Source organism: Nostoc sp. FACHB-892, assembly GCF_014698795.1.
In the GTDB taxonomy this organism is placed as follows: Bacteria; Cyanobacteriota; Cyanobacteriia; order Cyanobacteriales; family Nostocaceae; genus Nostoc.
Genome location: NZ_JACJTR010000029.1, coordinates 14,898 through 41,133 on the forward strand (window position 1 = coordinate 14,898; position 26,236 = coordinate 41,133).

Here is a 26,236-nt window from a genome sequence, read left to right on the forward strand (position 1 = left end):
AAAAATCGTGGTAAACCTTAAAAATATTCTCTATATTTCTCCTAAGTTTCCAGCATTAAGTTTAGTATTTGAGCAGAATGAAATGTTGGGAATACAAGCAAATGAAGTTAATATAACCATTCTCTCTTGCAGGGAATTTTCTGTTTTTGAGATTCATCATTTTACTCAATCTTTACTAGATAAAGTCTTTTATCCTAATTATATAAATGCGCTTTTAGGGCTGATATTATGCTTAAAAAAATCACCTATTTCTCTTTTTAAAGTTTTAATTTATACTTTAGTTGCATCAGCTAACCCATTCGCTATTAAAAAGAAATTAGCAGCGTTACTATTCACTCTTGGATGGTATGCGATTTTAGCAGATAAAACACCAGCTTATGATTGGATTCATGCCGATTTTGGTCAAGGAACTGCTACAGTGGCTTTGATGCTAAGTGAGCTACTAAAATGCCCTTTTTCATTCAAAGTACATGCTTTTGATATTTACGATAAAAGTATACAAAATTTTGATTTACTCAAAGTTATTAAAATAAAACAAGCTACTAAAATTTTTTCAGCACACGAGTATGGTAAACATGAAATATTAAAGATGGTGTCTATAAGTGAAGAAAAAGTTATAACTAATTATACTTCTATTCGGACTAACGATTTTCAGCCGCTTTCTCCTGTTTTAGAAAGTAAAAGATTTGTATCTTTAGGCCGCTTAGTTACAAAAAAAGGCTTTTCAACCCTGATTAAAGCATCTAATATTCTACATAAAAAAGGGGAATATTTTACTGTTGATATATATGGCTCTGGTCCCGAAGAAGCGAATCTTATGCAGTTAATAGAAATAAATGGGCTTCAGGATATTGTTTGCTTGAAGGGTAAATATAAAAATGAAAACTTACCGGACATATTTACTGACTGTATAGCTTTAGTAATGCCTAGCATCATGGACAAAAATGGAGATATGGATGGTATACCAACAGTTATATATGAAGCAATGTCTCTAGGAAGAACAGTGATTGCTTCAAAAATATCTGGTATATCAGAAGTAGTAAAAGATAAGGAAAATGGTTACTTGATTGAGCCAGGTAGTTTTGAGGAATTAGCAGAAAGAATGAAATATCTCTTATCCCATCCAGAGATGAGTTTTCAGTTAGGTAAGGAAGGCCGTAGGTTAGTAGAAGAAAATCATGAATATAAGACTAATGCAAAATCTCTTATAGAATCAATCAATAAATCTTTACAAGCAAATTCAAAAAATTAAGTTGAGTATTATGGATTGGAGATACAAAGCTGGACTACAATATATCTTCTCGATAATTCCTTATGGAGAGGATATAAACTATTTATTTCAAAAGAATATAACTAAAAATTTGCCACTTAAAGAATTAAAAATCAAAGAGAAATTATTGATTGCAGAGCAACATATTGAAAATTTTTATAAATATACTTCAGACTCTCTTGAGCAAGCTACTTTTTATGAATTTGGAGCTGGATGGGATTTAGTACAACCTTTACTCTTTTATAGCTTAGGAGTTAATCATCAAGTTTTGATAGATATACGTAAATTAATTCGTATTGAGTTAATTAATAAAGCTATAGAAGAAATTCAGCACATAAGTAGCTATTTAAAACTTCAACGTATACCAAAAAAGTATTTTAAAAATCAGCTTGAATGTATCGATGAGTTAATGCAATTCTATGGAATACAATATCGAGCACCATTCGATGCTAGGAAAACTAATTTGGAACAAGAAACTATAGATTACATTGTTTCAACTAATACTTTAGAACATATTCCCCCAGATGATATTATTGCTATTTTAAAAGAATGCTATCGCCTTTTAAAAAATGATGGGGCTATGAGTTTTAAAATTGACTATCAGGATCATTATTCTTATTTTGATAGTACTATTTCTGTGTATAATTTCCTTCAATTTAATAATAAAATTTGGAATTTACTATTTAATCCTTCATTACATTATCAAAATCGATTACGACACCAGGACTATTTAAATATATTTTCAGATATTGGATTTGAAGTTTTAGAAGATAAAATTATAGAAGGAACAGAATCAGATTTAGATAAAATAAACAAATTATCAATTAGTCAAGATTTTTCCCAATATAATATATCTGCGCTATCAATTCGTGGCACAACAATTGTATTAAAAAAGAAAACAGATAAACAACTATGAATTATGTTAAATAAATACAGTATAAACAGTTCTCCATCCGTAAGCTTAGTAATTCCTACTTATAATGAGGCTGCTAATATAGAAAAACTAATTAGAGGATTTTCTTCAACTCTTTATCCCAATTTAGTTGAGATATTGGTTGCTGATGGTGAGAGTACAGATGCTACTCAGGATATTGTAATAAAACTTTCTTTAGAGGATTCCAGAGTTAAAGTAATACACAATCCGTTAAAAATCCAATCTGCTGGACTAAATTTAAGTTTGCAAGAATGTACAGGTGATATTTTCCTGAGAGCTGATGCTCACTCTGATTACGCACCAGACTATATAGAACGATGTGTAGAAGTATTATTAGAGTCTAAAGCCATTAACGTCGGTGGCGCACAACGATTTGTAGCTAAAACACCTTTTCAAGCAGGGGTTGCACTGGCATCTAAAAGCTTTTTGGGTAGTGGTGGAGCTAAATACAGAAATCCTAACTATAATGGCTATGCTGATACAGTTTATTTAGGCTGCTTTTGGACAAAAGAATTACGCGATGCTTCTGGGTTTGATATCTCGCAAATTACTAACCAGGATGCTGAATTAAATCAGAAACTACTAAGTAAGAATCCACAAGCTATCTATATTAGTTCAGATATCCGAGTATGGTACTATCCTAGAAAAACCTGGAAATCTATTTGTATTCAATACTTTAAATACGGCAGAGGACGTTATTTAACTACTATTAAACACACAAATAACCTACAACTGAGAGGAAAGCTACCATTTTTATTTATATCAGCAACGCTGTTGTTATTGTTGCTTGATTTCATCGTTCCTCAGTTATCTCTACATACAGAAGCATTGATTCTGAGTGGCTTGCTTTTTCCATTCATAGAAAGCTTACTCACAACTTTAAAATTCCGTAACAACTTTAATACAGAATTTTGGCGTGGTAAAGAAGATGAACTTCCTTCTTGTCTAAGCCTGTGGTTTTTCTGTGGAGTTACCTTATTAACAATGCCAATTGCCCACTTTTCTGGCTATGCATATCAGTTACTAAGGCATAAGATTTTCCAGGTAAACGCTTGGTAATAAGTTTAAATTATAAGTGGAGATAGATGATGTTAGAATCCCAAACAGAAACAGATATATCCAGAATTGCTCGTGAGAAAAAATTTCACGATCAGAGATTTGCTGATGATTCTAAACGAAGCAACAAAGTTGGTAGATTTTATAGGGTAGCTCAGTCTATAAAAAAAGAGTATGAGCAATTATTAATAGATAAATGTAAAGGTCTAACAATTATTGAGTACGGATGTGGAACTGGTAGTTATGCCTTTTTTCTGGCTAAAAGCCATGCCAATAAAGTTATAGGTATTGACATATCTCCGGTGGCAATTGAAGTAGCTAAAATTCAAATAATAAATGAAAAAGTAGGAGAAAATCTTTCATTTGAAGTCATGAATGCAGAAGAATTAACGTTCGATTATTCCTCAGTAGACTTAATTTGTGGATCTGGAATTCTGCATCACCTCGACTTGGAAAAAGCAATTAAATCAATAGCCAATGTTCTCCAACCAGAGGGCAAGGCTATTTTTATTGAACCGCTTGGTCATAATATATTTATCAACTTATTTCGCACCTTAACACCATCAATTCGCTCTGAAGATGAACACCCTCTTATAGAAAGCGATTTAAAATTAATAAAACAATATTTTAAAAATGTAAAAATAAAGTATTTTTATTTAAGTTCATTGTTGGCTATTTTAATTGTGGACTTTCCCGGCTTTAAACTAGTATTAAGTATACTAGAATCTTTAGATCAATTTCTTTTCAAATTGCCATTTTTCCGTAATCAGGCATGGCAGGTACTTATTCAAATATCAGATCCTCTTAAAAAGTAATTGATTAAGATAGTTTCTAAAAATTGCTAGAGTAATTAAAAATCAGGACGGGGTTTGAATTTAGGATTAAAACTAGCTCCAGTCCTGTTAGTGAAAATCCACAAAAACGATCGCCCATAATCTCGCAATACTCGCACCAATGATTCTGATGGCTGATTTTGCGAAGCTACAGCCACAGGTGTAACCACAATCCCCTGGCTACCCAAAACAATAGTTGCGATCGCACTTGCCCGTCTCATGTGATAATCCGACGTAATCAAATAAATATGCTGCAACCTCTGATTAGCAAAATCTCCCGCCAAAGTCGTGAAATTCGTCACCGTATCCGTTGCTTTACCATCCAAATGCAACTTTGCATCAGGAACACCATATTGTAAAAATATCCGGCGATTAACCTCTAAATTCCAAGCAAAATCAGAAACCCAAATATCTAAATTCTGACGAGATTGCCAAAACTGCGCCGCAAACCTCATCCGCTCAGAAGCACCCCCCAACACAAAAATAGCCTGTGGTACTGGGGTTTGATGAAAAGCGATCGCAATCCTGGCAGGTATAATGCTAGTTAATAAAAGTGCGATCGTTAAAACCCACCTTACCAATTTCAGCTTGCGTTTCATTTCATATAATTGTGATTTTGAAAACAACAATCCTCTAGCTTTAACCCGAGAGTAATCAATTGCACCTCAAACAACTTTTAATTTAAAAACCCAAGCGAAAATAAAAATCAGCCTACTTTCAACCAGCCAAAAACCTGCTCGACGGTCAAATCCAGCGTTAAAAATTCAGGAATTGGAAGAGTATCGTTACCTGTCAACTCCACAGGTTCTCGTCCAGGAATAAATACCAAAATTATTCGGTCTTCAGGGTCAATTAACCATCCCAACTTAGTACCATGTTTGAGACAGTGCAAAATATTACTAATAACTTTAGTAGCTTTCTGGTCGGGTGAAAGAATTTCTACTGTCCAATCAGGATAAATTTTAAAGGCATTGGGTACTTCACCATCTGCATCAAAAGGAATTCGCTGCCAAAGAAACACGCTAGCGTCTGGAACAATCGAACGTCCAGCAAAAGTGCAACGCAATTCTGGGAAGGCTAGGGCAATTTTCGCTGTTTCTGCAACATTATTGACTACATCACAAAACTTCAGTTGCAAGCGCGAATGCTTACCTTGAGGCATAGGTTTTTGGGAAACACAACCATTTATAAATTCACTGGCTGGCTTAGTTTCCGGCAGTTTGAGAAATTCTTCGAGAGTCAAAGAGGTTGCTGTTGTCATCGCTATGATGAAACGAAAAATCTCCAGTCTGCTAATATTTTATCCTTCGTAGGCACTTAAGAAACACCAAAAATAATTTATCAGCGATCGCTAATTTTACCCGTCACCGCATCAAAGTTGTAAGCATAAATTTTCTGCATTGGGGAATCTGTTAAGTAAAAAGTCTTTTGATTAGGACTCTAGCCCAATCCATTAGAAATCATCAATCCCGTTTCCATCAACTGCAAAGAACCGTCAGGATCATAGCGGTAAAGGCTACCCTGCGTTTTACCCGGAGACATTGAACCAAACCAAAAACGCCCTTGGCGATCGCACTTACCTAGAACTTACGCATTGACAAAAAATACAAAATATCGAGTTAAAACCATATCTTTCGTAAGGGCACAGCAATGCTGTGCCCCTACAGCATGGTCTATTTACGTAGTTTACCGCCGTAGGCATCGCAGGATAATTAAGAAAAGCTTGAAAACTTCCTCAAGCTCGTTAATTCACATCACAATGCATTTGTACAGTAGTCCTATACTAGACGCGCACGAGCAGATAAAACATTATTGATTTGATAGTCAATATGCATATTTTTAAATAAAAATCCTCTGAATTCAACCAGAGGATTATAAATTACACCACTAATAACTTTAGTTTTACTACATCTAAGTTTTAACTTTTACTCAGAGCAGCCCTTAGTTGCTTAAGGAATTTACCAACTTCTAAAAATTGTGGATCTTTTGCAAGTTTTTGGAGAACTTGAGGACTGCTTTCCATTACAATATTGTTGTAAGCAGTAATAGCATTATTAAGCTGATTGATATCTACATTTGGTATTGCTCCCTTCTGAGTTATCACTAAATCTGCCGTTAATCCTTTAGTACTAGCAACTAGCTGCACTGGTTGTAATATTCCTACAGGAATACCTAGTGTAGATGCCGATTTGTTTCCACTTAGTCCCAATAAAGCATTTATCAATGATGCTACAGATGATGATGAAACTCCTAAACCCCCTATATAAGCCTGTAGCTGATTAGCAGCAGCTTCTGCATTTGACCCACCCGTTAAGATAGCTATAATGATTGCAGCTGGGCTATTTGCAGCCGGAGTTTGACTGAGTATATTAGCAACAGCTGCATTCACACCATTTTGAACTTCTGTTGATACGCTAAGACCACTATTCCCACTAAATTCCACATTCACCCCAGGTGCAGGTTCAACAGGTGCTTGTGTATTTTCTGGGTTAAAGTTATCTCCAGATGAGGAAGAAGAATCTTCACTACCGCCTGTGATGCCACCAGTACCAGCATTTACTCTCATCGGCGCACTCACTAGATAAGTAAAAAAAGTGAATGCTATAGCAAAAGTGAGGAAAAATGATTGTTTTTTCATTGTTTTTCTTGTTGATTAAATTTCAATATATCTCAGCAGTTAGAAGCGAAAACTGTATCCTGCACTCAATGCAAAACCTAAACCAGTGTCAAAATTACTAGTAACATCTGTGAAAATAGTATTGATCACTATCGGGGTGTTATCGAAAGGAGCAAAAGACGCGCCCATATTGAGACGGTTTCCTGTCCAACTACTTACTAAGGATACTTGAGGTATCACTCTCAAACCTAAACTACCAAAAACATTAACAGAATTATCATCTGCTTCTATTGCACCTTTAGAACGAAAAACACCACTACCAAGACCTACCGAAAAAGTCAAGGGTAACTTGTTATTAGCATTATCTGGTTGCAGGGCAAATGACTTAGTAACTACTCCATAGATAGTATCTTTAGCACTCGTAACATCTCCCCATTTAATAGGATTTGACCAACCCACAGCTACAGCTGTACCATCACCTAAATATCTGTGTAGCTTAAAACCTACACCGCCACTATCACCAAAATCAAAACTGTCACCACCGCCTACGCTAGTAATATTGGCATTAACTTCCAACCCTACAGATTTAGCCGCATCTCCTAAACCAAAACCAACAGATAAAGATCCATCTACCCTATCTCTATCCTCATCTAAAGGGAAAAGTAAACCACCACCAATATAGGCTTGACCAAAACTTGCACCATAGGCAGAAGGAGTACCCGCAGTTGAACCAGGGGCAGCTTTTGGTGATTTACCTAACCTCACGATGGGATCAATCAAAAGTTCTTGGCGTAATTTATTAGTCTCGCCAAAAGTATCACCTAAAATTTCTGAAGAGTCTGTTTGTACAAAAAGTTGAGGTTGTTTTTGCTTCAATCCATTAGTCTGCTCTTTTAAATGCAAATCAGCACTAATAATTTTAGAAGCAAATAACTGTTTTTCTAAATTACCATTGGCTTTTAAGTTTTCTTGAGATTTAAGCAAAAAACTATTTACAGGGAAAGAATTACGAAATGTTACAGACTTAACGTTAGTAGTAAAACGATCACGAATCTTTCCAGTCTCTAATTGAGCAACAGTATTCCTTTTTTGAAACGCTGGAAGCCTTTGCTGCAAGCTGATATTTTGCTGTGAATTAAGTTTAGATACTATAGAAGATACTTTCAGGTTTTGAGATTCACTTAACTGAAGTTCTTTATTTTTTGAAACAATATTATTTGCAGCAACTGCTGAGTTGCTAGAAGTAGCTGTTAACAGTAGAAGAAAAGCTATCCAGATTGCTCTTAAGTTCCAGGAAGCATAGTTAATACTAATAAATCGATATAGCGGTTTTCGTTTACGTGAGGTACACCCGTAAGGGCACGGCACTGCCGTGCCCCTACACCTTGCAATATAATCTTGTACTGCATCTGAATGGGAACCGCTACAAGTATTACTATCTTTGAGAATTTTATGTATTTTATCCATCAAAATCTTCCTTCTGTAAAACTATTTACGAAAATACAACAGTAATTTATACGCAAAATATACTAATTTGAAATAGTATATTTACGTAAATGTCGGCAATTAAGTCTAGTAGAGGGGCAAAGGGCAGGATATTAAGTTAGCGCTTATATCATATCCGTCTGATTACTTACTAAATCCGGAGAAACTCGGCAAAAGCTACACATTTGTCTCTTCCCCCTTTTTAAGAATAGGCAGGGTAGTTTCATACGAAGAAAGAAAAATACATAAGTCTTTGATAAGGCCATTTAAGATTTATCGCGCAGATTCTGAGAAACCTCACCCTGGTTTTTCTTTTGTTGTCATCCAACGACTAATACCAATTTTCAGACAATATTATTCCCCTGCACTTAATCTCATCGAAAGGATGACAGCAATTTCTCAAAAAATCTCTCACTCAAAAACGAACTTTTCTCTTGTATACAAGATTTAAGTGATCGCATATAGCAATCCGATTTGATTTCTGAATCACTCGTAGAGGTAAGGGACTCTTTATTGGGAACTGGGGACTGGGAAGAAGGAATAAAGGTGTACTGAGTTTTTTTCAAAAATCAAATATGAGTCCTATACAACAATTGTTTGAGCGACTTACATCTGATCAGGTAATATCGATCTCATTTTATAACTTTATTTTAGAAGCTCTTTTCTATGCAGCTTCATAGTAAATTAGTATTAGGTTTATTCGTAGTGATTGATTTGGTGTTTTTCGAGCAACTCCTTAACTTGAGCGGCCACTAAAGGATGTGGATCTTTTCGTAACTGAGGTAAGATTTGCAGGAGGACGCGATGTGAAACCATATTTAAGTATGCGATCGCAGCTTCTCTAACAAAGCCTGTTGGATGACGCAAACTTATTAAAATCTCGGAGCTTGTCAACCGGATGCGAGTCACTTGAGCAAAATGGAAGCAGCAAGCTAGACACCAGTCAGAAAGGAAGTTACCTAACGTCAACAATCTGTGCAGGCGATCGCTAACTATCATATTTTCATATTCTACGATCTTGGCTTCTACCAAATGTTGCAATTTTTCTGGCTGCGGTCGGTTATCTAAAATATTCAGCAATAAAGACTTTGAAGACAAAGTTACGGTATGCTCTAGGATTTCCAATCCCCGTGCTAAGTTTACCACCGAGAGCGATCGCAGATTAAATGCTGCTGCTTGCATCTTTTCTGGTGAGTAAAGCAGTCTCAATAGCAGTAGCAGCCGCTCTTTGACATCTAATTCCAATTCTAAAAGGGCACGTTGCAATAACTCAGAGACAATCGAAATCCTTTCACTAGATTGATGATTTTCTTTTTTGTCTAGTGTTTGGAAGTCAATGTATGCGGCATAAATCTCGCCTAAAAATTTTAATTCCTGTTCTATTAAATTTTCTACCCGACTTTTATAAAATCGATCCACTAAACCTGTAATTCCTGGTTGTTTATGTATTTTTAGTAAGCTGCGAAGAATATGATCTCTCGTAGTCCCCCAAGATGTTTCTAGGTTTTCCCATAAAATCTCTAATGCCTCTTGCGTACCAATTTGAGCAATGGTACGCCAAGCATACATCCGCACTACTTCTGGTTTATAAATATTGGTAGCCAACCGCAACAGCATTTCTATAGCTTCATTTTCGAGTCGCATTAGGGCTGACATAGCTGTAGCGCGGGTTGATTTGTAGTAAAGTGCTGCTATCAGTGCCGAGTAATACTCTTCTAAATGAGTTGCTGCAATCATTTCTAATACGGCACAGCGCACTCGTAACGACTCATCTTGTAACAAATTTGGGATGTGAATCCGCAATGCCTGCAAATAAACTGCTTCTCTGAGCGCTCTGACTCCATTCACCCGTTCCCGTTCTTGCTTATGAGTCAGCATCCGGCGCATGGTTTTAGTAGCTGCTACCTTTTGCATGGGTGTTCCCTGGCGTAAGACTAAGGCGGCGGCGGTGGCACGGATGAGTGAGTTTTGACGGGGATTCAGGTATTCTTCTAGGATGCTTAAATTAGGATTTGGTTCAGCCAGCCAAACGTAGCGCAGTGCTAGAGCGAAAACTTCGGGGTTAGTTTCTTGGGGTTCTTCTAACAAAGGACGGATGGCGTCTAGGTAAGCGGGATTTGCACCTGCTATCAGCATTACTTCCAAACTTTGGCGCTGCAAATCTGGGGTTAACTTGATTAGTAGAGGTGCTAAAACTTCCGCAGCTCCAAGGGAGTCAATTTGAGCTAAAAGTTCAATACAAGAACGTTTATCAGCCTCGCTGCCTTTTTCTGCTAAAGCTTTGACTACACCTTGCTTGAAGAATCGTAAGCCCACATTGGCAGCACTCAAGTGACCCCGTGCCACACTTAAGACTAACAGTTCAACATAACGCGATCGCAATTCCCAAACTACTGTTAAACAGGTGCCAGTTATCAGCATTGTTTCTGCTACTAACACCCACTTTTGCATTGGTGTAGGTACAAAGTGCCCACAAAACATTAGAGTTGCAAAAATGAGCGCTCCTGTCAAACCTGTAGCGATCGCTTCGGCAGTTCCGCCAGATAAAGTCTGCATCCGGCTGCGAATTGCCTCTGGAATCGGTTGGTACAGAATGGGGCCGCTACTCATGACAAAGGTGTAGCGCAGAAGTTCATCGCAAAATTTAACAATTATCAGACCCCAGAAAAAGCTTTGCGATTGTATGGCTGGAATTAAATGCAAAAATACCAGCACACCTGGTAGCGAAAAGCCGACGGTGATTGGTAAAAGTGTGGCTGTGAAAAATACCCCCATCCGTTCGATGAGTCGGCTGGAAATAAACCACTGCAATAACAACTCACACAGTCCCAACATTCCACCAAAAAGACCTAAGAAACTGGCGAGTTCTCGGTCACTCAAATTGGATTTGAGTTCGCGCAGATATTGAAAATCTATTAACAATCCAATGACTTGCAACAAACCTACAAAGGCAAACAGTTGCCAGACATAGCGCTTTAGTGGACTTTTAATGAAACGCTCTCGTGAAGCTTGTTCTTCAGGAATTAGTCTTTGTGGAGTTTCAGGAAAAGCTGCTCGATAGTGATGAGTTAAATAGAGGAGAATTCCTGATCCTAATAAAATCACTACACAGGCGATGAGGATGATCTTATTCAGGGAGGCGTATTGCACTAACCAAGGTAAACTAAAGCCACTGATTACATCTGCTACCAAAAGACCACTACTTACCAGTGGGTAAGTGCGCTTAATTTCTCGAATGTTAAAGAGTTGGTTGGCGACGATGGAGATATTAAGGTCATTAACCACATAAAGTGCATCTACCCATAGCCGCAGCAGAAATACCGAAATAACTGCCAAGTAGGAAAATTGCGATCCCCAACGTAATACAACTAATAAAACTAATGGCATCAACATGCAAGGTGCGATCGCTACAATCACCCGGCGTAAAGGAAAAATCTTTTGCAGCCAAGAGTATAAAAAAACCAATCCTGCACTCATAACAGCACTGGCAATATACATCCACGGCAGTATGTGAGTCCCGTATTCATCCAAGAACAGCGCCACGGTACTGTCTTCTGCCCAACGTAATCCTACAGATACAGTTGTGTAAAAGACAAACATTATCTGAGTTCGTTCGCTCTCCTCTGGTCGGAGATTCACCCACTGTAGTAGTCGTGGTAAGGCAATTTTATTTGCAGCCAACCAGTGATTTTTCAGTTCCATGCAGTTTTATTTTCTGGTAGTATCACCATCACCGCGCAATGGGGTAGGGGAGTGGGAGGGCAGGGGGAGCAGCATTCTCTATGAACGCGAACAGCGCTTGCTTCCCCAAAGGGGTACGACTACGCTCAGTGACCCGGAGAGGCAGGGGAAGAAAATACTTCCGTGTTTCCCATCTCCTGGAAATAGCAAAAGTCCTGAGCAACTGAGTATTATGTTTCCCACTCAGCCTTCAAGACTATCGATTTTAGATAAATTTAAACATCAAAAAACCCCTGACTCCTAGCCAGGGGATTTTCAAACTTGGTCTATTAATAAAGTTAGAGGATTATTTTTTGGGCGAGATAAGCATCATCATGTTTCGCCCTTCTTTTTTAGGCGCTTGTTGAAGCTCACCAAATGGCTCCAAATCCGTTGCCATTCGCTTAAGCAAATCTTCTGCTAGGTCGCTATGTTGAATTTCTCGACCCCGGAACATTACAGTCGCTTTGACTTTATCACCATCTTTCAAAAAGCGCTCTGCTTGCTTAACACGCACGTTGTAGTCGTGTTCTTCTATTTTGTAGCGCATCTTAACTTCTTTGACATCAGCCGTGTGCTGCTTTTTCCGGGCTTCCCGCGCCTTTTTCTCCTGCTCAAACTTGTATTTCCCGTAGTCCATAATCCGACAAACTGGCGGGTCAGCTTTGTCACTAATTAGCACCAAATCTAACTCTTTTTCTTCTGCTAGTTGTAGTGCTTCCTGTGGGAGCATAATTCCCAGTTGGGCACCATCAGTATCAATTACCCGAATTTTCGGGAAGCGAATTCGTTCGTTAATTTGGGGCAGATCGCGAGTTCTTTTCTTCTCAATCACAGGCATTATGATTTGTAGGAGCTCTTAATGAAGGATTTGGTGTGGTCTTGATTGGTATGCCTCAGAGGCAAAAATACGGAAATAACTCAGGACTGAAAACATAGTCTACAGTTCTAGAGTAACTAATCCATAAAATAGTTGCGTCCTTGTATTTGTCATTCTACTAAGTCTGAGAGAATTTCTTTGCAATAGTTAATCTAAATTACACAACCTAGACTCATGTTAAATATTATTACAATTATTTAGCAATACTTTTTGCGATGGCGTAACCGCCCACCGTAAGCGATCGCACTGAGCAACACCATATCTCCAGAATACCAAAATCACACGAAATAGTATTTCTGTAGAAATTCGGTCTAAAGGTTGGTTGAGAGCGATGCCTACGGCGGTAAACTATGCTTGTACGCATTTAAATGGGAACCGCTATAAACTATCCAAAAGCATAAGAGGGTTTAAATTGATTCATTACACTAATTAAATGATTGAATCCCAGCAATAAATCGGAATTAAGAAAAATCTTTAGTTTGCAGTTGAGTCTAATACAGACCTAACCCCCAATCCCTTGCCTGCATTCGCGTAGCGTCTTGTTGGCGTTCGCGTTCGCGTCTCTGAAAGAGAAGCCTCTCGTAGAGAAGAGAGGGAATGGAAGTGAGGTCAAAACTGTACTGAACTCAAAGAGAACCGCTATATGTTGGCTTAATGTGATGGAGCGATCGCAATCTGTAGAATAACCTTCATCTATCTTTCAGACAGCGATCGCAAAATGCCCAACCTAGTAGCCCGATATTTGCTCTAAGCTAATGCCGCTACCTTCTCTAGCAAGCCCTGAAACAGCCTCAAGCCATCGCTATTCCCCAGCATCACGTCAGACGCTCTTTCTGGGTGCGGCATCATCCCCAACACATTGCCCTGGCGATCGCAAATCCCGGCAATGTTGTTCAGTGAACCATTGAGATTCTCTCCTTCATAACGAAACACAACTTGCCCGTTATCTTCAATTTCTGCAAGAGTGGCTTTATCAGCGTAGAATTGCCCCTCTCCGTGGGCAATGGGCAAGGTGATAATTTCACCAGTGTTATAAGCTTGCGTCCATGAGAGATCGGTACGCTCAACTTTCAAAGGGACGCGATCGCAAATAAAATGCAAATCCCGATTTCTAGTCAACACCCCTGGCAAAAGTCCAGCTTCTGTTAATACCTGAAAACCATTGCAAATACCGATCACAAACTTACCTTTTTGGGCGTGTTCAACAACCTGCTGCATCACAGGTGAAAAACGCGCGATCGCACCGCAGCGCAGATAATCCCCGTAGCTAAAGCCACCAGGAATGATCACGACATCCAAATCAGCAATGTCCGTTTCTTGATGCCAAACCATGCGAGTCGGTTGCCCCAGCAAGTCTCTGGTTACATAAGCAACATCGCGATCGCAATTAGAACCTGGAAAAACAACAACACCGAATTTCATGATTAGTCAATAGGAGTGGGGAGTGGGTGGGAGGCAGAGGGAGCAGGGGAGGCAGGGGAGGATGAGGGAGATGAGGGAGATGAATTAATAACCAATCCCCAATCCCAAATCCCCAATCCCCAATCCTTAAAAGATTCCCGTTTGGGTTTCGACCTCAATTAAATCAAAGCGGTAATTTTCAATTACGGGATTTGATAGCATTTGGTCACAAATGTGATCAAGGTCTTGACGCGCTTTCTTCTCATCAGACGAGGTAATGGTGAGTTCAATGTACTTGCCAATCCGCACCTGGTCAACGTTCTCGTATCCCATTTGCTTAAGACCGGATTGTACAGCCACGCCAGCAGGGTCTAACACTGAAGGACGAAGCGTCACGAAAATTTTGGCTAGATACTTGGTTTGCACGGGCTTTTGCTGAATGCTGCGATCGCTATACTATAACTTTCTGTTCCAACTGAGTGAAAATAAGATTACGAAGCCGTTAAAGTTAATTGATCAATTAGCCCATCTAACAGCTTCAACTACAGTGGCATATTAAAATAATTATCTATGAGAGCCATACGCACCCGCAGTCAAGAGCGTATTTTCAACCTACTGAAAACCATCAAAAAAGGCATTTCCGCTCAAGATATTTACGTAGAACTACGTAACACAAATCAGAGTATGGGTTTAGCAACAGTTTACCGTTCCCTTGAAGCCTTAAAACTCGAAGGCATGGTACAAGTGCGGAATTTGGCTAATGGTGAAGCCCTCTACAGTCTAGCGCAGCAAGACAAACACCATCTTACTTGCTTGCAGTGCGGTGTATCAATTCCGATTAATCAATGCCCAGTTCATGACTTAGAAGACCAGTTAGAATCCAGCCATAAGTTTAAAGTTTTTTACCACACCCTAGAGTTTTTTGGGTTGTGCAGCGAATGCCAGGTAAATCAAGCTAGTGAAATTAGTCAATAATCATACCAATTCTATGTGATGTTATATTTCATTTTTCCACAGACTCAATTGATCACGAGAAGAATGAGATAAGTAGTGCGTAGGCGTGTTTAAGGGTTGGGTTTCCCAACGCCGTACTCCACCAGTGCATAAGCATAAACCCCACTAAAATCTGCTGGTGGATGCTCTGGGTCAAGTTTAAACTGCTGAAGTAACTTAATTACAGTCTCATTGTGCCGAATTTTTTCCTTAATTAAAGGATTAGCGATCGCAGTAATAGCGCTGATAACCTGTTCTGGGTTAATTATCATTAGTCATGGGGCATGGGGTATTGCTTCTCCCTCATCCCCCTTATCTCCCTCATCCCACTTCTAACTAGGGCGCTTATTTTCTAATCCTGGTATTTGCTTAGAAAACAAATCATTTGAGTCAACCTGACCATTTGAGATAACGGAACGCATACCCTCGAAAGCAGCAGGGATAGTGCGCGGATCTATAAATAAAACCTTACTGCTATCGCTTCTACCAATTGTCGCGCCCATATCCAGATAGCCCAAGGCAAACAGAACTTCCACCGCTTTATTAGCATTGGGGTTAGTTTGAATTTTGTGGGCAATAACTTCTGCTGATTCTGCGATCGCCTGCGCTTTTAAAACCTGCTGCTGACGTTCCGCTTGAGCTTTCAGAACGATCGCCTTTTGTTCAGCTTCCGCTTGCAGAATTGTCGATTTCTGACGGGCTTCGGCATCCAATATTTGCGCCTCCGCTTTACCTCTAGCACTATTAACAGCAGCTTCGCGCTCACCCTCAGAATTTAAAATTGCTGCCCGTTTGCGTCGTTCTGCCGACATTTGCAATTCCATCGATTCTCGCACCGCCTGAGATGGAATAATATCCCGCAGTTCTACCCGCGTTACTTTCACACCCCAAGGATCTGTAGCAATGTCCAAATCCCTTAATAGAAGTTCATTGATTTGGGAACGAGCAGTAAAGGTTTGATCCAACTCCAATTGCCCCATTTCGGAGCGAATTTGAGTCAGCACCATGTTCACCATTGCCGACTGGAGATTTTCTACCTTATACCAGGCTTTTTCCATATCCACAATCCGCCAATAAAATACTGCATCCACCTCAATACCAACGTTGTCGCGGGTGATGCATTTTTGGGGAGGAATATCTAAAACTTTTTCCCGAATGGTTTCTCTATAAACGATTTTATCCAAAAAAGGAATTAAAAAGTTCAGTCCTGGTTCCAGCTTTTTGTTATAGCTACCCAATCTTTCTACCAAAGCTTCATTGCCCTGATTGATGACTTTTACAGACCCCGCTACAGCAGAACCACCAAGGGCTAAAAATACTAGTAAAAATAACTGTTCCATTGTGAATCTCCTGATTTTAAATATGAAAGAGGGAGTGGGGAGTTAGGAGTTAGGAGTTAGGAGTGTGAGAGATGAGGAAGTAGAGATTAATTTCTTCTCAATGCCCAATGCCCAATGCCCTATTCTCATTAACTAAGAATTCAACAGATTTTCTGGTATCACAATTAAGGTAGTACCCTCTCTCCTAACCACATAAACTCTTTGATGAGGTGCTACCGTATATTTGTCATCGTCACATCGTGCTTGCCAGGAATTTCCTTCATACAGCACCCGCCCTGTTTTCCCAGGCGGAATTTCTGTTAAGGTTTCAGCTATGACTGCATCCTGAATTTTCGATTTGCGTCGTTGTGGTTGCAAAAACCGACGGGAAAGCACAATTAATAATGTGGAAAGTAATAGCCAAACCACAACTTGCAACCATACATTTCCCAAACCCACTCCAGACAGCAGAGCCACCACAAAAGCGCTAATTCCCATCATGAAGGCGACAAACGCCGATGGTAAAAACAGTTCCATCAAACAAAGAACTGCTCCTGCCAGAAGCCAGATTAAGGTAAAACTTGGCATAGCGCCATTCCTAGATACATTGACGTAAATGCATTTCTACGATTAGATACAGCCAGACGTAAGTCATTTACAGAAAGAAAACTTGGTCTTTTTACCAATAATTTTGATTAATTTCAGTAACAAGGTGTAGCTAGCAGTACGCAAATCCAGTCTATTCTAGCCTTCAAGTCATTGCCAGCTAAATGTAATCGAAGTTAATGAGTTAATTGTTTTCTTAATTTATACCTTTATGATTTCTACTCAACTGATAATTTATTGTATAAATCCAAGCTGTAATAGTCCCATTAATCCTATGGGAGACAGTGTTTGTGCTACTTGTCAAACTCCTTTAGTTCACCGCTATCTTTGGGCTACTGGTTCATCGTCTGCCAAAATCCCACCAGGCACAAAGGTAGCACATAGGTATGAGGTTATTAGTTCCCAGATTTGGCTGGATACTCAACCGGGACTGTCGCCAGATGCACCTGAAGAATTGCCAACGGAAGTAATTCCTTATCTACAATTATATCAAGAGCGGTTACGTTTGCCGCAGGCTTATGGGTTTGTTAGTAACCTTGAGGGAGATACAACTGATATCCTCTTATTAGAAAATGTGCCGATAGATGAGACAGGAAATATCTATCCAACTATTGTTGAAGCATGGGAGCAAGCAACGGCGGTACGACAAGTTTATTGGCTGTGGCAAATTCTCCAACTTTGGAAACCTTTATCAGAATTGGGACTTAGCCATAGTTTACTAGTACCAGACAATTTGAGAGTCCAAGGTTGGTGTGTGCGACTGTTGGAACTCTACCAAACACCAACAGATAAGAAGCTGAGTTTACAAAATCTGGGAGAGTGTTGGCAGTTTTGGGTAGCGTCTGCAAAGCCATCAGTAGCCAAAGGGTTACAAAACATAGTCCAGCAGATGTGTGAAACTGAGGTTGAGTTGGATGATATTGCTACTCAACTCAATAATTTACTACTAGCATCTGCGGCAGAATTGCCATTAGTTTTGAAGGTGGCAGGCTCTACAGATATTGGCCCAATTATGGCGCAAAATGAAGATGCTTGCTACCCTAATGCTTTGAGTGACTTAGATGAACCTTTATCGCATCACTTATCGATTGTTTGCGATGGCATTGGCGGACATGAAGGTGGCGAGGTTGCCAGTAAGTTGGCAGTGCAGTCTGTAAAGTTGCAAATGCGCGTTTTACTAAGGGAGGTTACAGAACAAGCTGTACTTGTACCACCAGAATTGTTGCAGGAACAATTAGAAGCAAGCTTGCGGGTGGTAAACAATCTGATTTCTGCGCGCAATAATGAGCAAAAACGCCAAGGCAGAGAACGCATGGCTACAACTATTGTCATGGCGTTGCAAGTTCCACAACGAGTGCAGACAAGTACTGGATGGCAATCAAATAATACCCATGAACTTTACTTGGCTAATGTTGGTGATAGCCGTGCTTATTGGATTACTCGCAATTATTGTCAACTACTGACAGTAGATGATGATGTGGCAACGCGGGAAGTACGTTTTGCTAAAAGCTTGTATCGAAAGGCACTCTTGAGATCAGATGCTAGTGCCTTAACTCAAGCGTTGGGGACAAGGAATTCAGAATCTTTGCGTCTCAAGGTTCAGCGATTCATTATAGAAGAAGATGGGATATTGCTACTGTGTTCTGATGGTTTAAGTGATAATAACTGGGTGGAACAATCTTGGCAGGATTATGCAATACCTGTGTTAGCAGGAAAACTAACAGTTGAAGATGCTGTTCGCAACTGGATTGACTTGGCAAACGAAAAAAATGGGCGTGATAATACGTCGGTTGTTCTCACTTATTGCCGTGTCTCGCCAGAATATTTAGTACCTGTGACTCCGACGTTGCCTGAAGAGATTATAGAAGCAGAGATACAAAAAGAACAAAAAGAACAAGAAGAACTAAAAGAATTAGAAGAATTAGAAGAACCAATTTCTTTTACAGAAAGTTCCGAAGCTTTGCTAGATTTGGATCTAGATTTGGATCTTTCAGAGGAACCAATTCTGAGGTTTGAAATTCCACCAAGCTTAAAGAGAAAACCTAAACGGGATAAACGTTTGCCAATGCTAGGGGGAGTGTTAGCGTTGCTTGTGGGGGGTACAAGTCTGGGATTATTAGCTTGGTGGCAATTTAATCCTCAAGGATTCCAGCAAATGTGTCGGCAACTTCCTCAAAGAATACAGCAATTATGTCCGCCTAGAAAATAGGGAGTGGAGATTGGGGAATAGGTTATACCGAAATGTCGCGATGTTGATGATGAATGTCGTGATGTTGGTAAAACTGAATATCTTGCACCAGTTTCAACAACCGCCTCAGAATGAATTCTGAGGCTAATAGCTAAAGTCTTCTAAAGAAGACTAAGCAAAGATACTTGCTTCGCGTGGGGTACAAAACCTGTCTATTGCGCTTGCGCTGCACGTTGGCGTACCCTCTTGTAGAGAAGCGCATCACGCACGCAGGCTATTTATGGGATGCTCTGGTGATTATGTTGTGGCGATCGCACCACAGATAACTTTACATGACTTTGGCAAAGGCGATCGCACCACACATAACTCTACATCACATCTTGCACCAACATGGAAGCTAGTAAGCTACCTGGCAAAACACTGCGTTCCTCTGCGTTTAAAAAAGTAATGTTTAGGCTTTAGTAGAGTATGGCGTGTTTAGACTTGAGCCTGTCCTCAATTGTTTTAAAATGAGGAAAAAGACAAAGATGAGTATTTTTGCTGAAAAATTTGCCCAGTTATCCTTAAGCGACCAGCGAATCTTCCTTATTGACCCTGGTGTTAAAGCCAAGATAGGAAAGTGGAAACCGTTTTACAAAAGACTGACTGATTTTAATTTTATCGATGCTAAAATCAACCATTCTGATTTTGGTGTGCAGTCACTAATTGCGGATTATGATTTAATTAACGACTCAGAACTATTAAACAACCCAGAATATAATTCAGAGCAAGTCAAAACGCTGAAATTGATTCAAGGAGCATTGCGACTGTCAGCGCATATCTTAAGAAAAGATAAAAAGCAACTGGCAGGGCAATTGTGGGGGCGAATGCAGCACTTTGCAGTACCGGAAATTCAAGCAATGCTGGAAGTAGCAAAGCAGCAGCAAGTTTTACCTTGGTTGCGTCCGCTAACATCTAACTTAGTTTCCCCTGGCGGCAGTTTACTTCTTACCTTCACAGGTCATAGCGACTCTGTAAGAGCAGTAGCCCTCACTCCCGATGGCAAGCGAGTGATTTCTGCTTCATTTGACAACACACTCAAACTCTGGAATTTGGAAACTAGGGAGGATGAGCCAACTTTCCAAGTTCATAGCGGTTGGGTAAATGCACTAACCTTCACTCCCAATGGCAAGCAGGTGATTTCTGATTCATCTGACAAGACACTCAAACTCTGGAATCTGGAAACTGGGGAGAATGAGCGGACTTTCCACGGTCATAGCAGCTCGGTAAATACAGTAGCCCTCACCCCTGATGGCAAGTGGGTGATTTCTGGTTCATGGGACAAGACACTCAAACTCTGGAATCTGGAAACTGGGGAGAATGAGCGGACTTTCCACGGTCATAGCTGGGGGGTATATGCAGTAGCCCTCACGCCCGATAGCAAGCGGGTGATTTCTGGTTCATGGGACAAGACACTCAAACTCTGGAATCTGGAAACTGGGGAGAATGAGCGGACTTTCCAGGGTCATAGCGATTGGGTAAATGCAGTAGCCCTCACTCTCGATGGCAAGCGAGTGATTTCTGCTTCAAGGGACAAGACACTCAAACTCTGGAATCTGGAAACTGGGGAGAATGAGCGGACTTTCCAGGGTCATAGCAACTGCGTAAATGCAGTAGCCCTCACCCCCAATGGCAAGCAGGTGATTTCTGCTTCATTTGACAACACACTCAAACTCTGGAATCTGCAAACTGGGGAAGAAATTGCCACTTTTATAGGAGAGTCTCCATTTCTTTGCTGTGCTATTGCAGCAGATGGGGTGACAATTGTGGCAGGGGAGGAGTCAGGGAGAGTGTATTTTTTGCAGTTGGAGAATGTCTAAAAAGTATCAACACTTCATCTCGACCCCAACGCCAATCTATTCCCCCTCTTACCCAAGAGAATTTCAATAGGGCTTCTGTGTCTAATAAAGACCTAACCTTCCAACTAACGGAAGGAGAGTAAGATTCAAAGCCTCTCTCCGCTTGCCTAACGGCAGGCCGACGCTAACAAAGAGAGGAATGGAAGTGAGGTCAGAGTGCATTCGATAATAATAGCGCCTCTGCTATGCACAAAAATTAGTCAGAGAGTTGACCTGGGGAACATCCTAGAGTGAAGATAAAAAGGTTAGATATCTTGTCACAGTACTAAGCACATCTGATATCGGCTTATTTCCTTTCATTTCCCTACTTTTGGGGTAAACACAGAGGGTAAGGGCGATGGGTATTAACGCGGCAAAAAACTAAAAAAAGTATGCACGGATTGCTAAGACGTGCCTGGACGCAGAGGGTTAAATGCGCCGTTGCACCCCGATGAAGCGTCAAGAAATAGCTGATTAAATCAAATTTTAAGCGATTTAATCATATATTTTGTAGCAGATACTTGTGGAACAGAAAATGCTAGGTGTAAATGTTCTTATGAAAGTTGGCGATCGCGTCCGCGTTAAAGATTCGGTAGTAGTGTATCATCATCCTGAACATCGGAATCAGCCTTTTGACATCAAAGGTACTGAAGGCGATGTAGTAGGTATTGCCACCCAATGGCGAGATAGACCCGTAAGCGCTAATTTGCCGATTGTAGTCCAGTTTAGTAAAAAGTTTAAAGCCCATTTACGTGAAAATGAATTAGAAGTCATCTAAATCACTTATCGGCGGCGAAACCACTGAAAAATATTCAGTTCGCCGCGCATTCTTTTAAGCTCTTGGCGGTTCTGTTCTGCCGTAGTATAATACCAGTCACAATAACGCTGAAACTCTGACCGTGACCGAACTTCGTGGTAAAACTGATGGGTTGTTTGGTAAGCGGCAAAAGCTTCCTCAACTTGGGGTGGAGGGGATGGGATAATATAAGGTAAGTTTTTAGACATCTTAATAAAGTTAGAAGTTAGGAGTTTAAAGTTAGGAGTTTAAAGTTAGAAGTTAGAATTTTGGAGTTAGAAGCTTAGGCAATTACTACATTTCATAATTAACAACTCCTAACTCATAACTCATAACTTTATTAGAGCCAACCGCGTAAACGATAAACTAAAGAACCAATGTACTCTTTTAAAGCGCTGGTAAATTGGTGCAAGTTGTCGGTATCAGGTAATAAATTCAGTATAGCGGCTTTGGGAGTGCCACCAAGTTCTTGCAGTTCACCCTCACTAACCAAAAAGTCGGTGGGTGCAGGAATAGCATTGATTCCTTGACGTTGGAAAATCTGAAGCGATCGCGGCATATGCATTGCAGAAGTCACTAATAATACCTGACTAATGCCACGAAATTCCAAAATTTTACGGACATTTACAGCGTTTTGATAAGTATTTAGAGAGTCAGGTTCTTGGATAATTGCCTCAGATGGAATACCAATAGATGTAAGTATTGTTGCCATATCTGCCGACTCTGATGAACCTTTACCACGCCAATCAATCCGGCCCCCACTGAGAATGATTATAGGCGCTCTTTTCTGGCGATATAGTTGTGCGGCATAAATCACACGATCGCCTGATTCGCTCAAATCAACGGTAGTTCTGGGGGGAAAGGCTGATTTGGTTGCGCCACCTAAAACCACAATTGCCTCTGCTTCTGGTATTTGTGCAAGTGGAAGATTTTGCCATTCTAGCGATCGCACTAATGATTTAGCAATCCAAGCATTACTACAAAATAGCAATAAAATTAGGGCAAAAGCAATTGCGATCGCCGCAGTGCGCGGCCGTTTCCACAAGGTGACTAATGCTACTACCAAGCTCACGCAGGCTAATCCTAGTGGATAAAAAAATAGTGGCAGTAACTTGGAGAGATATAAAAACATAGTGGGGAATAGGGAATGGGGATAGGGAGATAAGGAAGATGAGGGAGTAGGAGAAGAAGAACTATTGATTATTGACTAATATCCAATGCCCCATGCCCAATGCCCAATGCCCAAATTATTACTTTTTCCAAAACCTAAAATTGATACTACCTCCAGTACTGCGACGGTAGCGACGGGCGGTTCTTCTTGTTTGCCGTTTGTTGATCCTGTCGTTGGTTGGTTCAATTTCACCCTCTTCTGACTCTTCAACTTGCAACTGAGTTCTAGTTTCTTCCTTACTGCCCCACCAAGCAGTAATCCAGCCTCCAGCTAAAGCCCCTATTGCGCCTAGCAGAATACTCATGGGTGCTGGATACCCTAAATATACAAAGCCAAGCATGAAAAATAACCAGTATTTCAGTCCTGTATCAACACCATCAGAGGAAGCTACAGTTGGAGGCTGGGCACTATTATCGGTTACATTTGTGATCCAGCCTAAAATGAAACCGCCCATGATACCCAAAAAGATGCTCAAGGCTGGTGCGGAGCCGGTCATTATTAATATAAATATTAAAAATGCCCCAAATAAAAGTTGAGAAAAGAAGCTCGGAGAAATACTAAAAAAGTCGTTCTTTTTATCTGCCATAAAGTAAAAAAAGGCTATTAACTAATTACTAATGACGCTCGATAACTCGCTCTAAGCGTACTCCTATAGAGAAGTAAGCTACGTGGTAGCGTCTCGTAGAGAAGGCTTTACGCTACGTTAACGTAATTGGTAATTTTCGGTTCAATTACGAATTACGTAGCGTGCTTTTCGCCGGAAGCGAGTATTACGAATTACGAATTATTTTAATTGTGCCTGCTGTGGTTGAGTTGTATCCAAAATCTTTACATAGGATTGTTCTTCTTCAGTGAAAGGTTCAGCTTGTTTGAGTTGTGAGTCTAATAAATCGGCCGTAGCATCAGCGATATCACCAGTGCGGTTGTTCAAGCGCTCTTTTAGAACCTCTAGTGGTGCTGTGCATTGGATAATCTGAAGAGGAAGTTGATACTTCGTAGCTTGAGCGATCGCTTCTTGCCGCAACTGCTGCCGATCATACTTGGCATCCAAAATCACCGAAAAACCTTGTTTAGCTAGGGTAATTCCCAATTCCAACAGCCGTGTGTAGGTTTTTTCGGTCATCTCAGATGTATACAAATCATCGCCACCTTTTTCCGACAGAGGAATTCCCCCTAAATGTTTCCGCACCGCATCAGAACGAAGATGAATCGCTCCCTGTTGACGGGCTAAATACTTTGCTGTGGTACTTTTACCAGAACCCGACAATCCCGACATCAAAATTAGTTGTCCCAGCTTTGGTTTAGTGTAGTCCCAAGCTTGTTTGTAATAATCGGCGGCGGTTTTTGTTGCTTCTTCCTTTACCGTTGCGGGTACACTCGGATCATCTAGCAAAAATGAAGTTACCTTTGCCCGAACATAAGCCTGACGACTTAAATACAAGGGCAACACCTGTAAGCCTTCCCAGTCTCCAGTTTGCTCTATGTAGGCATTCAAAAAGGCATTACCCAAATCTTGACGTTGCCGCGCTTCCAAATCCATCACCGTGAACGCCACATCATACATTACATCGACAAAGCGAAACGGCTCATTAAATTCAATGCAATCGAATAGCAAGATTTTGTCGTGCCACAGGGCAATATTTCTTAGGTGTAAATCCCCGTGACATTCACGAATATAGTTATTTTGAATTCTGCTAGCAAATAATTCTGGACGTTCGCCAAAAAAGTTATCTGTATATTGCTTTGTTTCTGTAAATTGCGCCTGAGTCTGGGGACCACCAATATACTTCTCAGTTTGCTGATAATTCTCGTCAAAGGCAGCTCGGACTTTTGGCACTTCACCAAAACTACGAATATAATCATTCGTCTGTGCTTCGGCATGGTATTGAGCCACCACCCGTCCCAACTCATCTAGGTGTGTCTCATTTAACTTACCCTGTTCAAAAAGTGTGCTTAATAGCGCCTCTTGAGGAAACTGCCGCATCTTCAGCACATATTCTACAGGCTCGACCGTTCCCCCTAGTTGATATTGCTCACCTATCAGAGTTATGGGCAAAACTTCTAAATATAGTTCACCAGCACCCCTGTGATTTAACCGTAACTCTTCCTGACAAAAATGCTGCCGCTTCTCTAAAGTAGAAAAGTCCAAAAAACCAAAATTCATCGGTTTTTTCACCTTATAGACGTAATCCCCAGTCAGCAGCACATAAGAAATGTGGGTTTGAATTAATTGAATAGGTTCTGTTACCGGATGGGGATAAAATCCAGGCTGCAACATTTGCTCAATTAAAGCTGGAAGAGTCGCTTCTGTCATCTCTGTCCTCTGCGCTCTCTGCGCCTCTGCGGTTTAAATACAAAAAAACCAGGAGTTTCCCCCTGGTATCATCAAAAATTATTACACAGTTCACCTAGCTTAAGAAGCTGCTTCAGTTTCAGTTTCTGTCCCAGCATCTTCAGCGCTAATTTGTGGTGGCAAAACGCTCACAACAAGTCGCTCTGATTCTGCTAAAGGTGTTACACCTTCAGGAAAAGGTATATCACTGATACTCAAGCTGTCTCCTATTTGCAAGTTGGAGACATCAATTTCAATTACATCTGGGATATTTTCTGGCGCACAACTCACTTGCAATTCGGTGAATACGGTGTCTAATACACCACCTTCTTGTTTAACACCAACAGCATCTCCCACAAAACGCAGCCGCACTTCTACAGTTGTGTCGCCATGACCTGCAACCGCGAAAAAGCTGAGGTGGTAGGGTGTGCCTTTTGCTGGATGGATTTGAAGTTCCCGCAGTAGGGCTTTGCCGCGCCAAGGTGCATCGGCAACGTTTAATTCAATCAATGTATTGTTGACTGAAACTCTTTTGAGCAAACGCTCAACAGTTTTAGCTTCAATAGTTAAAGGAATTGACTCTGTACCCTTGTGACCGTACAAATTTGCAGGTATCAGTCCAGAACGGCGCAAAGCTCTTGGCTTGCTGCCTTCTGGACGTTTTTGAGATTCGACTGTAATAGTCATAGAAATTGTCCTTTGTCCTTTGTCATTAGTCATTAGTTGTTAGTCATTGGTCATTAGCAAATAACTAATGA

The 26,236-nt window shown here is 40.4% G+C and carries 26 protein-coding genes and 1 pseudogene; 9 read left to right on the forward strand and 18 right to left on the reverse strand.

The window, feature by feature from the left end:
- The first annotated feature begins 7 nt into the window (after positions 1–7).
- From H6G96_RS42925 to H6G96_RS27890, 4 genes are read left to right on the forward strand one after another with little or no spacing between them, the layout of a single operon-like run.
- Positions 8–1,252, forward strand: a complete 1,245-nt coding sequence (locus tag H6G96_RS42925; protein ID WP_190915594.1) for a glycosyltransferase family 4 protein — start codon at positions 8–10, stop codon at positions 1,250–1,252.
- Between the two features lie 10 nt (positions 1,253–1,262).
- Positions 1,263–2,186, forward strand: coding sequence for a class I SAM-dependent methyltransferase (locus H6G96_RS27880; protein ID WP_190915596.1), 924 nt, complete (start codon positions 1,263–1,265; stop codon positions 2,184–2,186).
- 3 nt (positions 2,187–2,189) lie between these two features.
- On the forward strand, positions 2,190–3,263 hold the full coding sequence (locus H6G96_RS27885) for a glycosyltransferase family 2 protein (protein WP_190915598.1): 1,074 nt from the start codon (positions 2,190–2,192) through the stop codon (positions 3,261–3,263).
- A 26-nt stretch (positions 3,264–3,289) separates the two neighbouring features.
- The gene (locus H6G96_RS27890; RefSeq protein ID WP_199339772.1) at positions 3,290–4,075 is read left to right on the forward strand and encodes a class I SAM-dependent methyltransferase; all 786 of its coding nucleotides are present in this window, start codon (positions 3,290–3,292) and stop codon (positions 4,073–4,075) included.
- A 35-nt stretch (positions 4,076–4,110) separates the two neighbouring features.
- Here the strand turns inward: H6G96_RS27890 and H6G96_RS27895 are convergent, their stop codons facing one another.
- The 10 genes and pseudogenes from H6G96_RS27895 to purS all read right to left on the reverse strand — a co-directional run bounded on the left by H6G96_RS27895 (position 4,111) and on the right by purS (position 14,622).
- A complete protein-coding gene (locus H6G96_RS27895; protein ID WP_190915601.1) occupies positions 4,111–4,692 on the reverse strand; it encodes a YdcF family protein in 582 nt (193 codons plus the stop codon).
- Between the two features lie 107 nt (positions 4,693–4,799).
- Positions 4,800–5,354 (reverse strand): Uma2 family endonuclease, encoded by a 555-nt coding sequence (locus H6G96_RS27900; protein WP_190915604.1) that lies wholly within the window; start codon positions 5,352–5,354, stop codon positions 4,800–4,802.
- Positions 5,355–5,434: 80 nt separating this feature from the next.
- Positions 5,435–5,662: pseudogene (locus H6G96_RS42930) on the reverse strand (SMP-30/gluconolactonase/LRE family protein); the annotation flags it as partial.
- 349 nt (positions 5,663–6,011) lie between these two features.
- On the reverse strand, positions 6,012–6,731 hold the full coding sequence (locus tag H6G96_RS27910) for a hypothetical protein (RefSeq protein ID WP_242063415.1): 720 nt from the start codon (positions 6,729–6,731) through the stop codon (positions 6,012–6,014).
- 39 nt (positions 6,732–6,770) lie between these two features.
- On the reverse strand, positions 6,771–8,177 hold the full coding sequence (locus H6G96_RS27915) for a hypothetical protein (RefSeq protein WP_242063416.1): 1,407 nt from the start codon (positions 8,175–8,177) through the stop codon (positions 6,771–6,773).
- Positions 8,178–8,891: 714 nt separating this feature from the next.
- Entirely contained in the window at positions 8,892–11,897 is a 3,006-nt protein-coding gene (locus tag H6G96_RS27920) for an MFS transporter (protein WP_190915607.1), read from the reverse strand.
- A 325-nt stretch (positions 11,898–12,222) separates the two neighbouring features.
- Positions 12,223–12,756, reverse strand: a complete 534-nt coding sequence (infC, locus tag H6G96_RS27925) for a translation initiation factor IF-3 (RefSeq protein WP_190732259.1) — start codon at positions 12,754–12,756, stop codon at positions 12,223–12,225.
- A 232-nt stretch (positions 12,757–12,988) separates the two neighbouring features.
- Complete coding sequence (locus tag H6G96_RS27930) at positions 12,989–13,159, reverse strand: hypothetical protein (RefSeq protein ID WP_190915610.1); 171 nt, start codon at positions 13,157–13,159, stop codon at positions 12,989–12,991.
- A 383-nt stretch (positions 13,160–13,542) separates the two neighbouring features.
- A complete protein-coding gene (gene purQ / locus H6G96_RS27935; RefSeq protein ID WP_190915612.1) occupies positions 13,543–14,217 on the reverse strand; it encodes a phosphoribosylformylglycinamidine synthase subunit PurQ in 675 nt (224 codons plus the stop codon).
- Positions 14,218–14,343: 126 nt separating this feature from the next.
- The gene (purS, locus tag H6G96_RS27940; RefSeq protein ID WP_190915614.1) at positions 14,344–14,622 is read right to left on the reverse strand and encodes a phosphoribosylformylglycinamidine synthase subunit PurS; all 279 of its coding nucleotides are present in this window, start codon (positions 14,620–14,622) and stop codon (positions 14,344–14,346) included.
- Between the two features lie 144 nt (positions 14,623–14,766).
- Between purS and H6G96_RS27945 the strand changes: the two genes are divergently transcribed.
- Positions 14,767–15,171, forward strand: a complete 405-nt coding sequence (locus tag H6G96_RS27945) for a Fur family transcriptional regulator (protein WP_190915617.1) — start codon at positions 14,767–14,769, stop codon at positions 15,169–15,171.
- Between the two features lie 89 nt (positions 15,172–15,260).
- Here H6G96_RS27945 and H6G96_RS27950 read toward each other — a convergent pair whose 3' ends face one another.
- From H6G96_RS27950 to H6G96_RS27960, 3 genes are all read right to left on the reverse strand, one after another.
- Positions 15,261–15,461, reverse strand: a complete 201-nt coding sequence (locus H6G96_RS27950) for a hypothetical protein (RefSeq protein ID WP_190915620.1) — start codon at positions 15,459–15,461, stop codon at positions 15,261–15,263.
- A 60-nt stretch (positions 15,462–15,521) separates the two neighbouring features.
- Positions 15,522–16,529, reverse strand: a complete 1,008-nt coding sequence (locus H6G96_RS27955; RefSeq protein ID WP_190915622.1) for an SPFH domain-containing protein — start codon at positions 16,527–16,529, stop codon at positions 15,522–15,524.
- Between the two features lie 132 nt (positions 16,530–16,661).
- Positions 16,662–17,096: an NfeD family protein gene (locus tag H6G96_RS27960; protein WP_190915625.1), complete on the reverse strand. Its 435-nt coding sequence runs from the start codon at positions 17,094–17,096 to the stop codon at positions 16,662–16,664.
- A gap of 229 nt (positions 17,097–17,325) precedes the next feature.
- Here H6G96_RS27960 and H6G96_RS27965 point away from each other — a divergent pair, with 229 nt between their 5' ends.
- The 4 genes from H6G96_RS27965 to H6G96_RS27980 all read left to right on the forward strand — a co-directional run bounded on the left by H6G96_RS27965 (position 17,326) and on the right by H6G96_RS27980 (position 21,957).
- On the forward strand, positions 17,326–19,323 hold the full coding sequence (locus tag H6G96_RS27965) for a protein phosphatase 2C domain-containing protein (RefSeq protein WP_190915627.1): 1,998 nt from the start codon (positions 17,326–17,328) through the stop codon (positions 19,321–19,323).
- A gap of 259 nt (positions 19,324–19,582) precedes the next feature.
- Positions 19,583–19,750, forward strand: coding sequence for a hypothetical protein (locus H6G96_RS27970; protein ID WP_190915630.1), 168 nt, complete (start codon positions 19,583–19,585; stop codon positions 19,748–19,750).
- Positions 19,751–19,829: 79 nt separating this feature from the next.
- Positions 19,830–21,161 (forward strand): WD40 repeat domain-containing protein, encoded by a 1,332-nt coding sequence (locus H6G96_RS27975; protein ID WP_190915632.1) that lies wholly within the window; start codon positions 19,830–19,832, stop codon positions 21,159–21,161.
- Positions 21,162–21,714: 553 nt separating this feature from the next.
- Positions 21,715–21,957 (forward strand): ferredoxin-thioredoxin reductase variable chain, encoded by a 243-nt coding sequence (locus H6G96_RS27980; RefSeq protein WP_334876510.1) that lies wholly within the window; start codon positions 21,715–21,717, stop codon positions 21,955–21,957.
- A 5-nt stretch (positions 21,958–21,962) separates the two neighbouring features.
- Here the strand turns inward: H6G96_RS27980 and H6G96_RS27985 are convergent, their stop codons facing one another.
- The 5 genes from H6G96_RS27985 to H6G96_RS28005 form a co-directional block, all read right to left on the reverse strand.
- Positions 21,963–22,184, reverse strand: a complete 222-nt coding sequence (locus tag H6G96_RS27985; RefSeq protein ID WP_190915652.1) for a hypothetical protein — start codon at positions 22,182–22,184, stop codon at positions 21,963–21,965.
- 131 nt (positions 22,185–22,315) lie between these two features.
- Positions 22,316–23,107 (reverse strand): YdcF family protein, encoded by a 792-nt coding sequence (locus H6G96_RS27990; RefSeq protein ID WP_190915654.1) that lies wholly within the window; start codon positions 23,105–23,107, stop codon positions 22,316–22,318.
- A gap of 118 nt (positions 23,108–23,225) precedes the next feature.
- Entirely contained in the window at positions 23,226–23,732 is a 507-nt protein-coding gene (locus tag H6G96_RS27995; protein ID WP_190915656.1) for a hypothetical protein, read from the reverse strand.
- A gap of 198 nt (positions 23,733–23,930) precedes the next feature.
- The gene (locus H6G96_RS28000) at positions 23,931–25,460 is read right to left on the reverse strand and encodes an AAA family ATPase (RefSeq protein WP_190915658.1); all 1,530 of its coding nucleotides are present in this window, start codon (positions 25,458–25,460) and stop codon (positions 23,931–23,933) included.
- Between the two features lie 99 nt (positions 25,461–25,559).
- Entirely contained in the window at positions 25,560–26,165 is a 606-nt protein-coding gene (locus H6G96_RS28005) for a 50S ribosomal protein L25/general stress protein Ctc (RefSeq protein WP_190915748.1), read from the reverse strand.
- Positions 26,166–26,236: the final 71 nt, after the last annotated feature.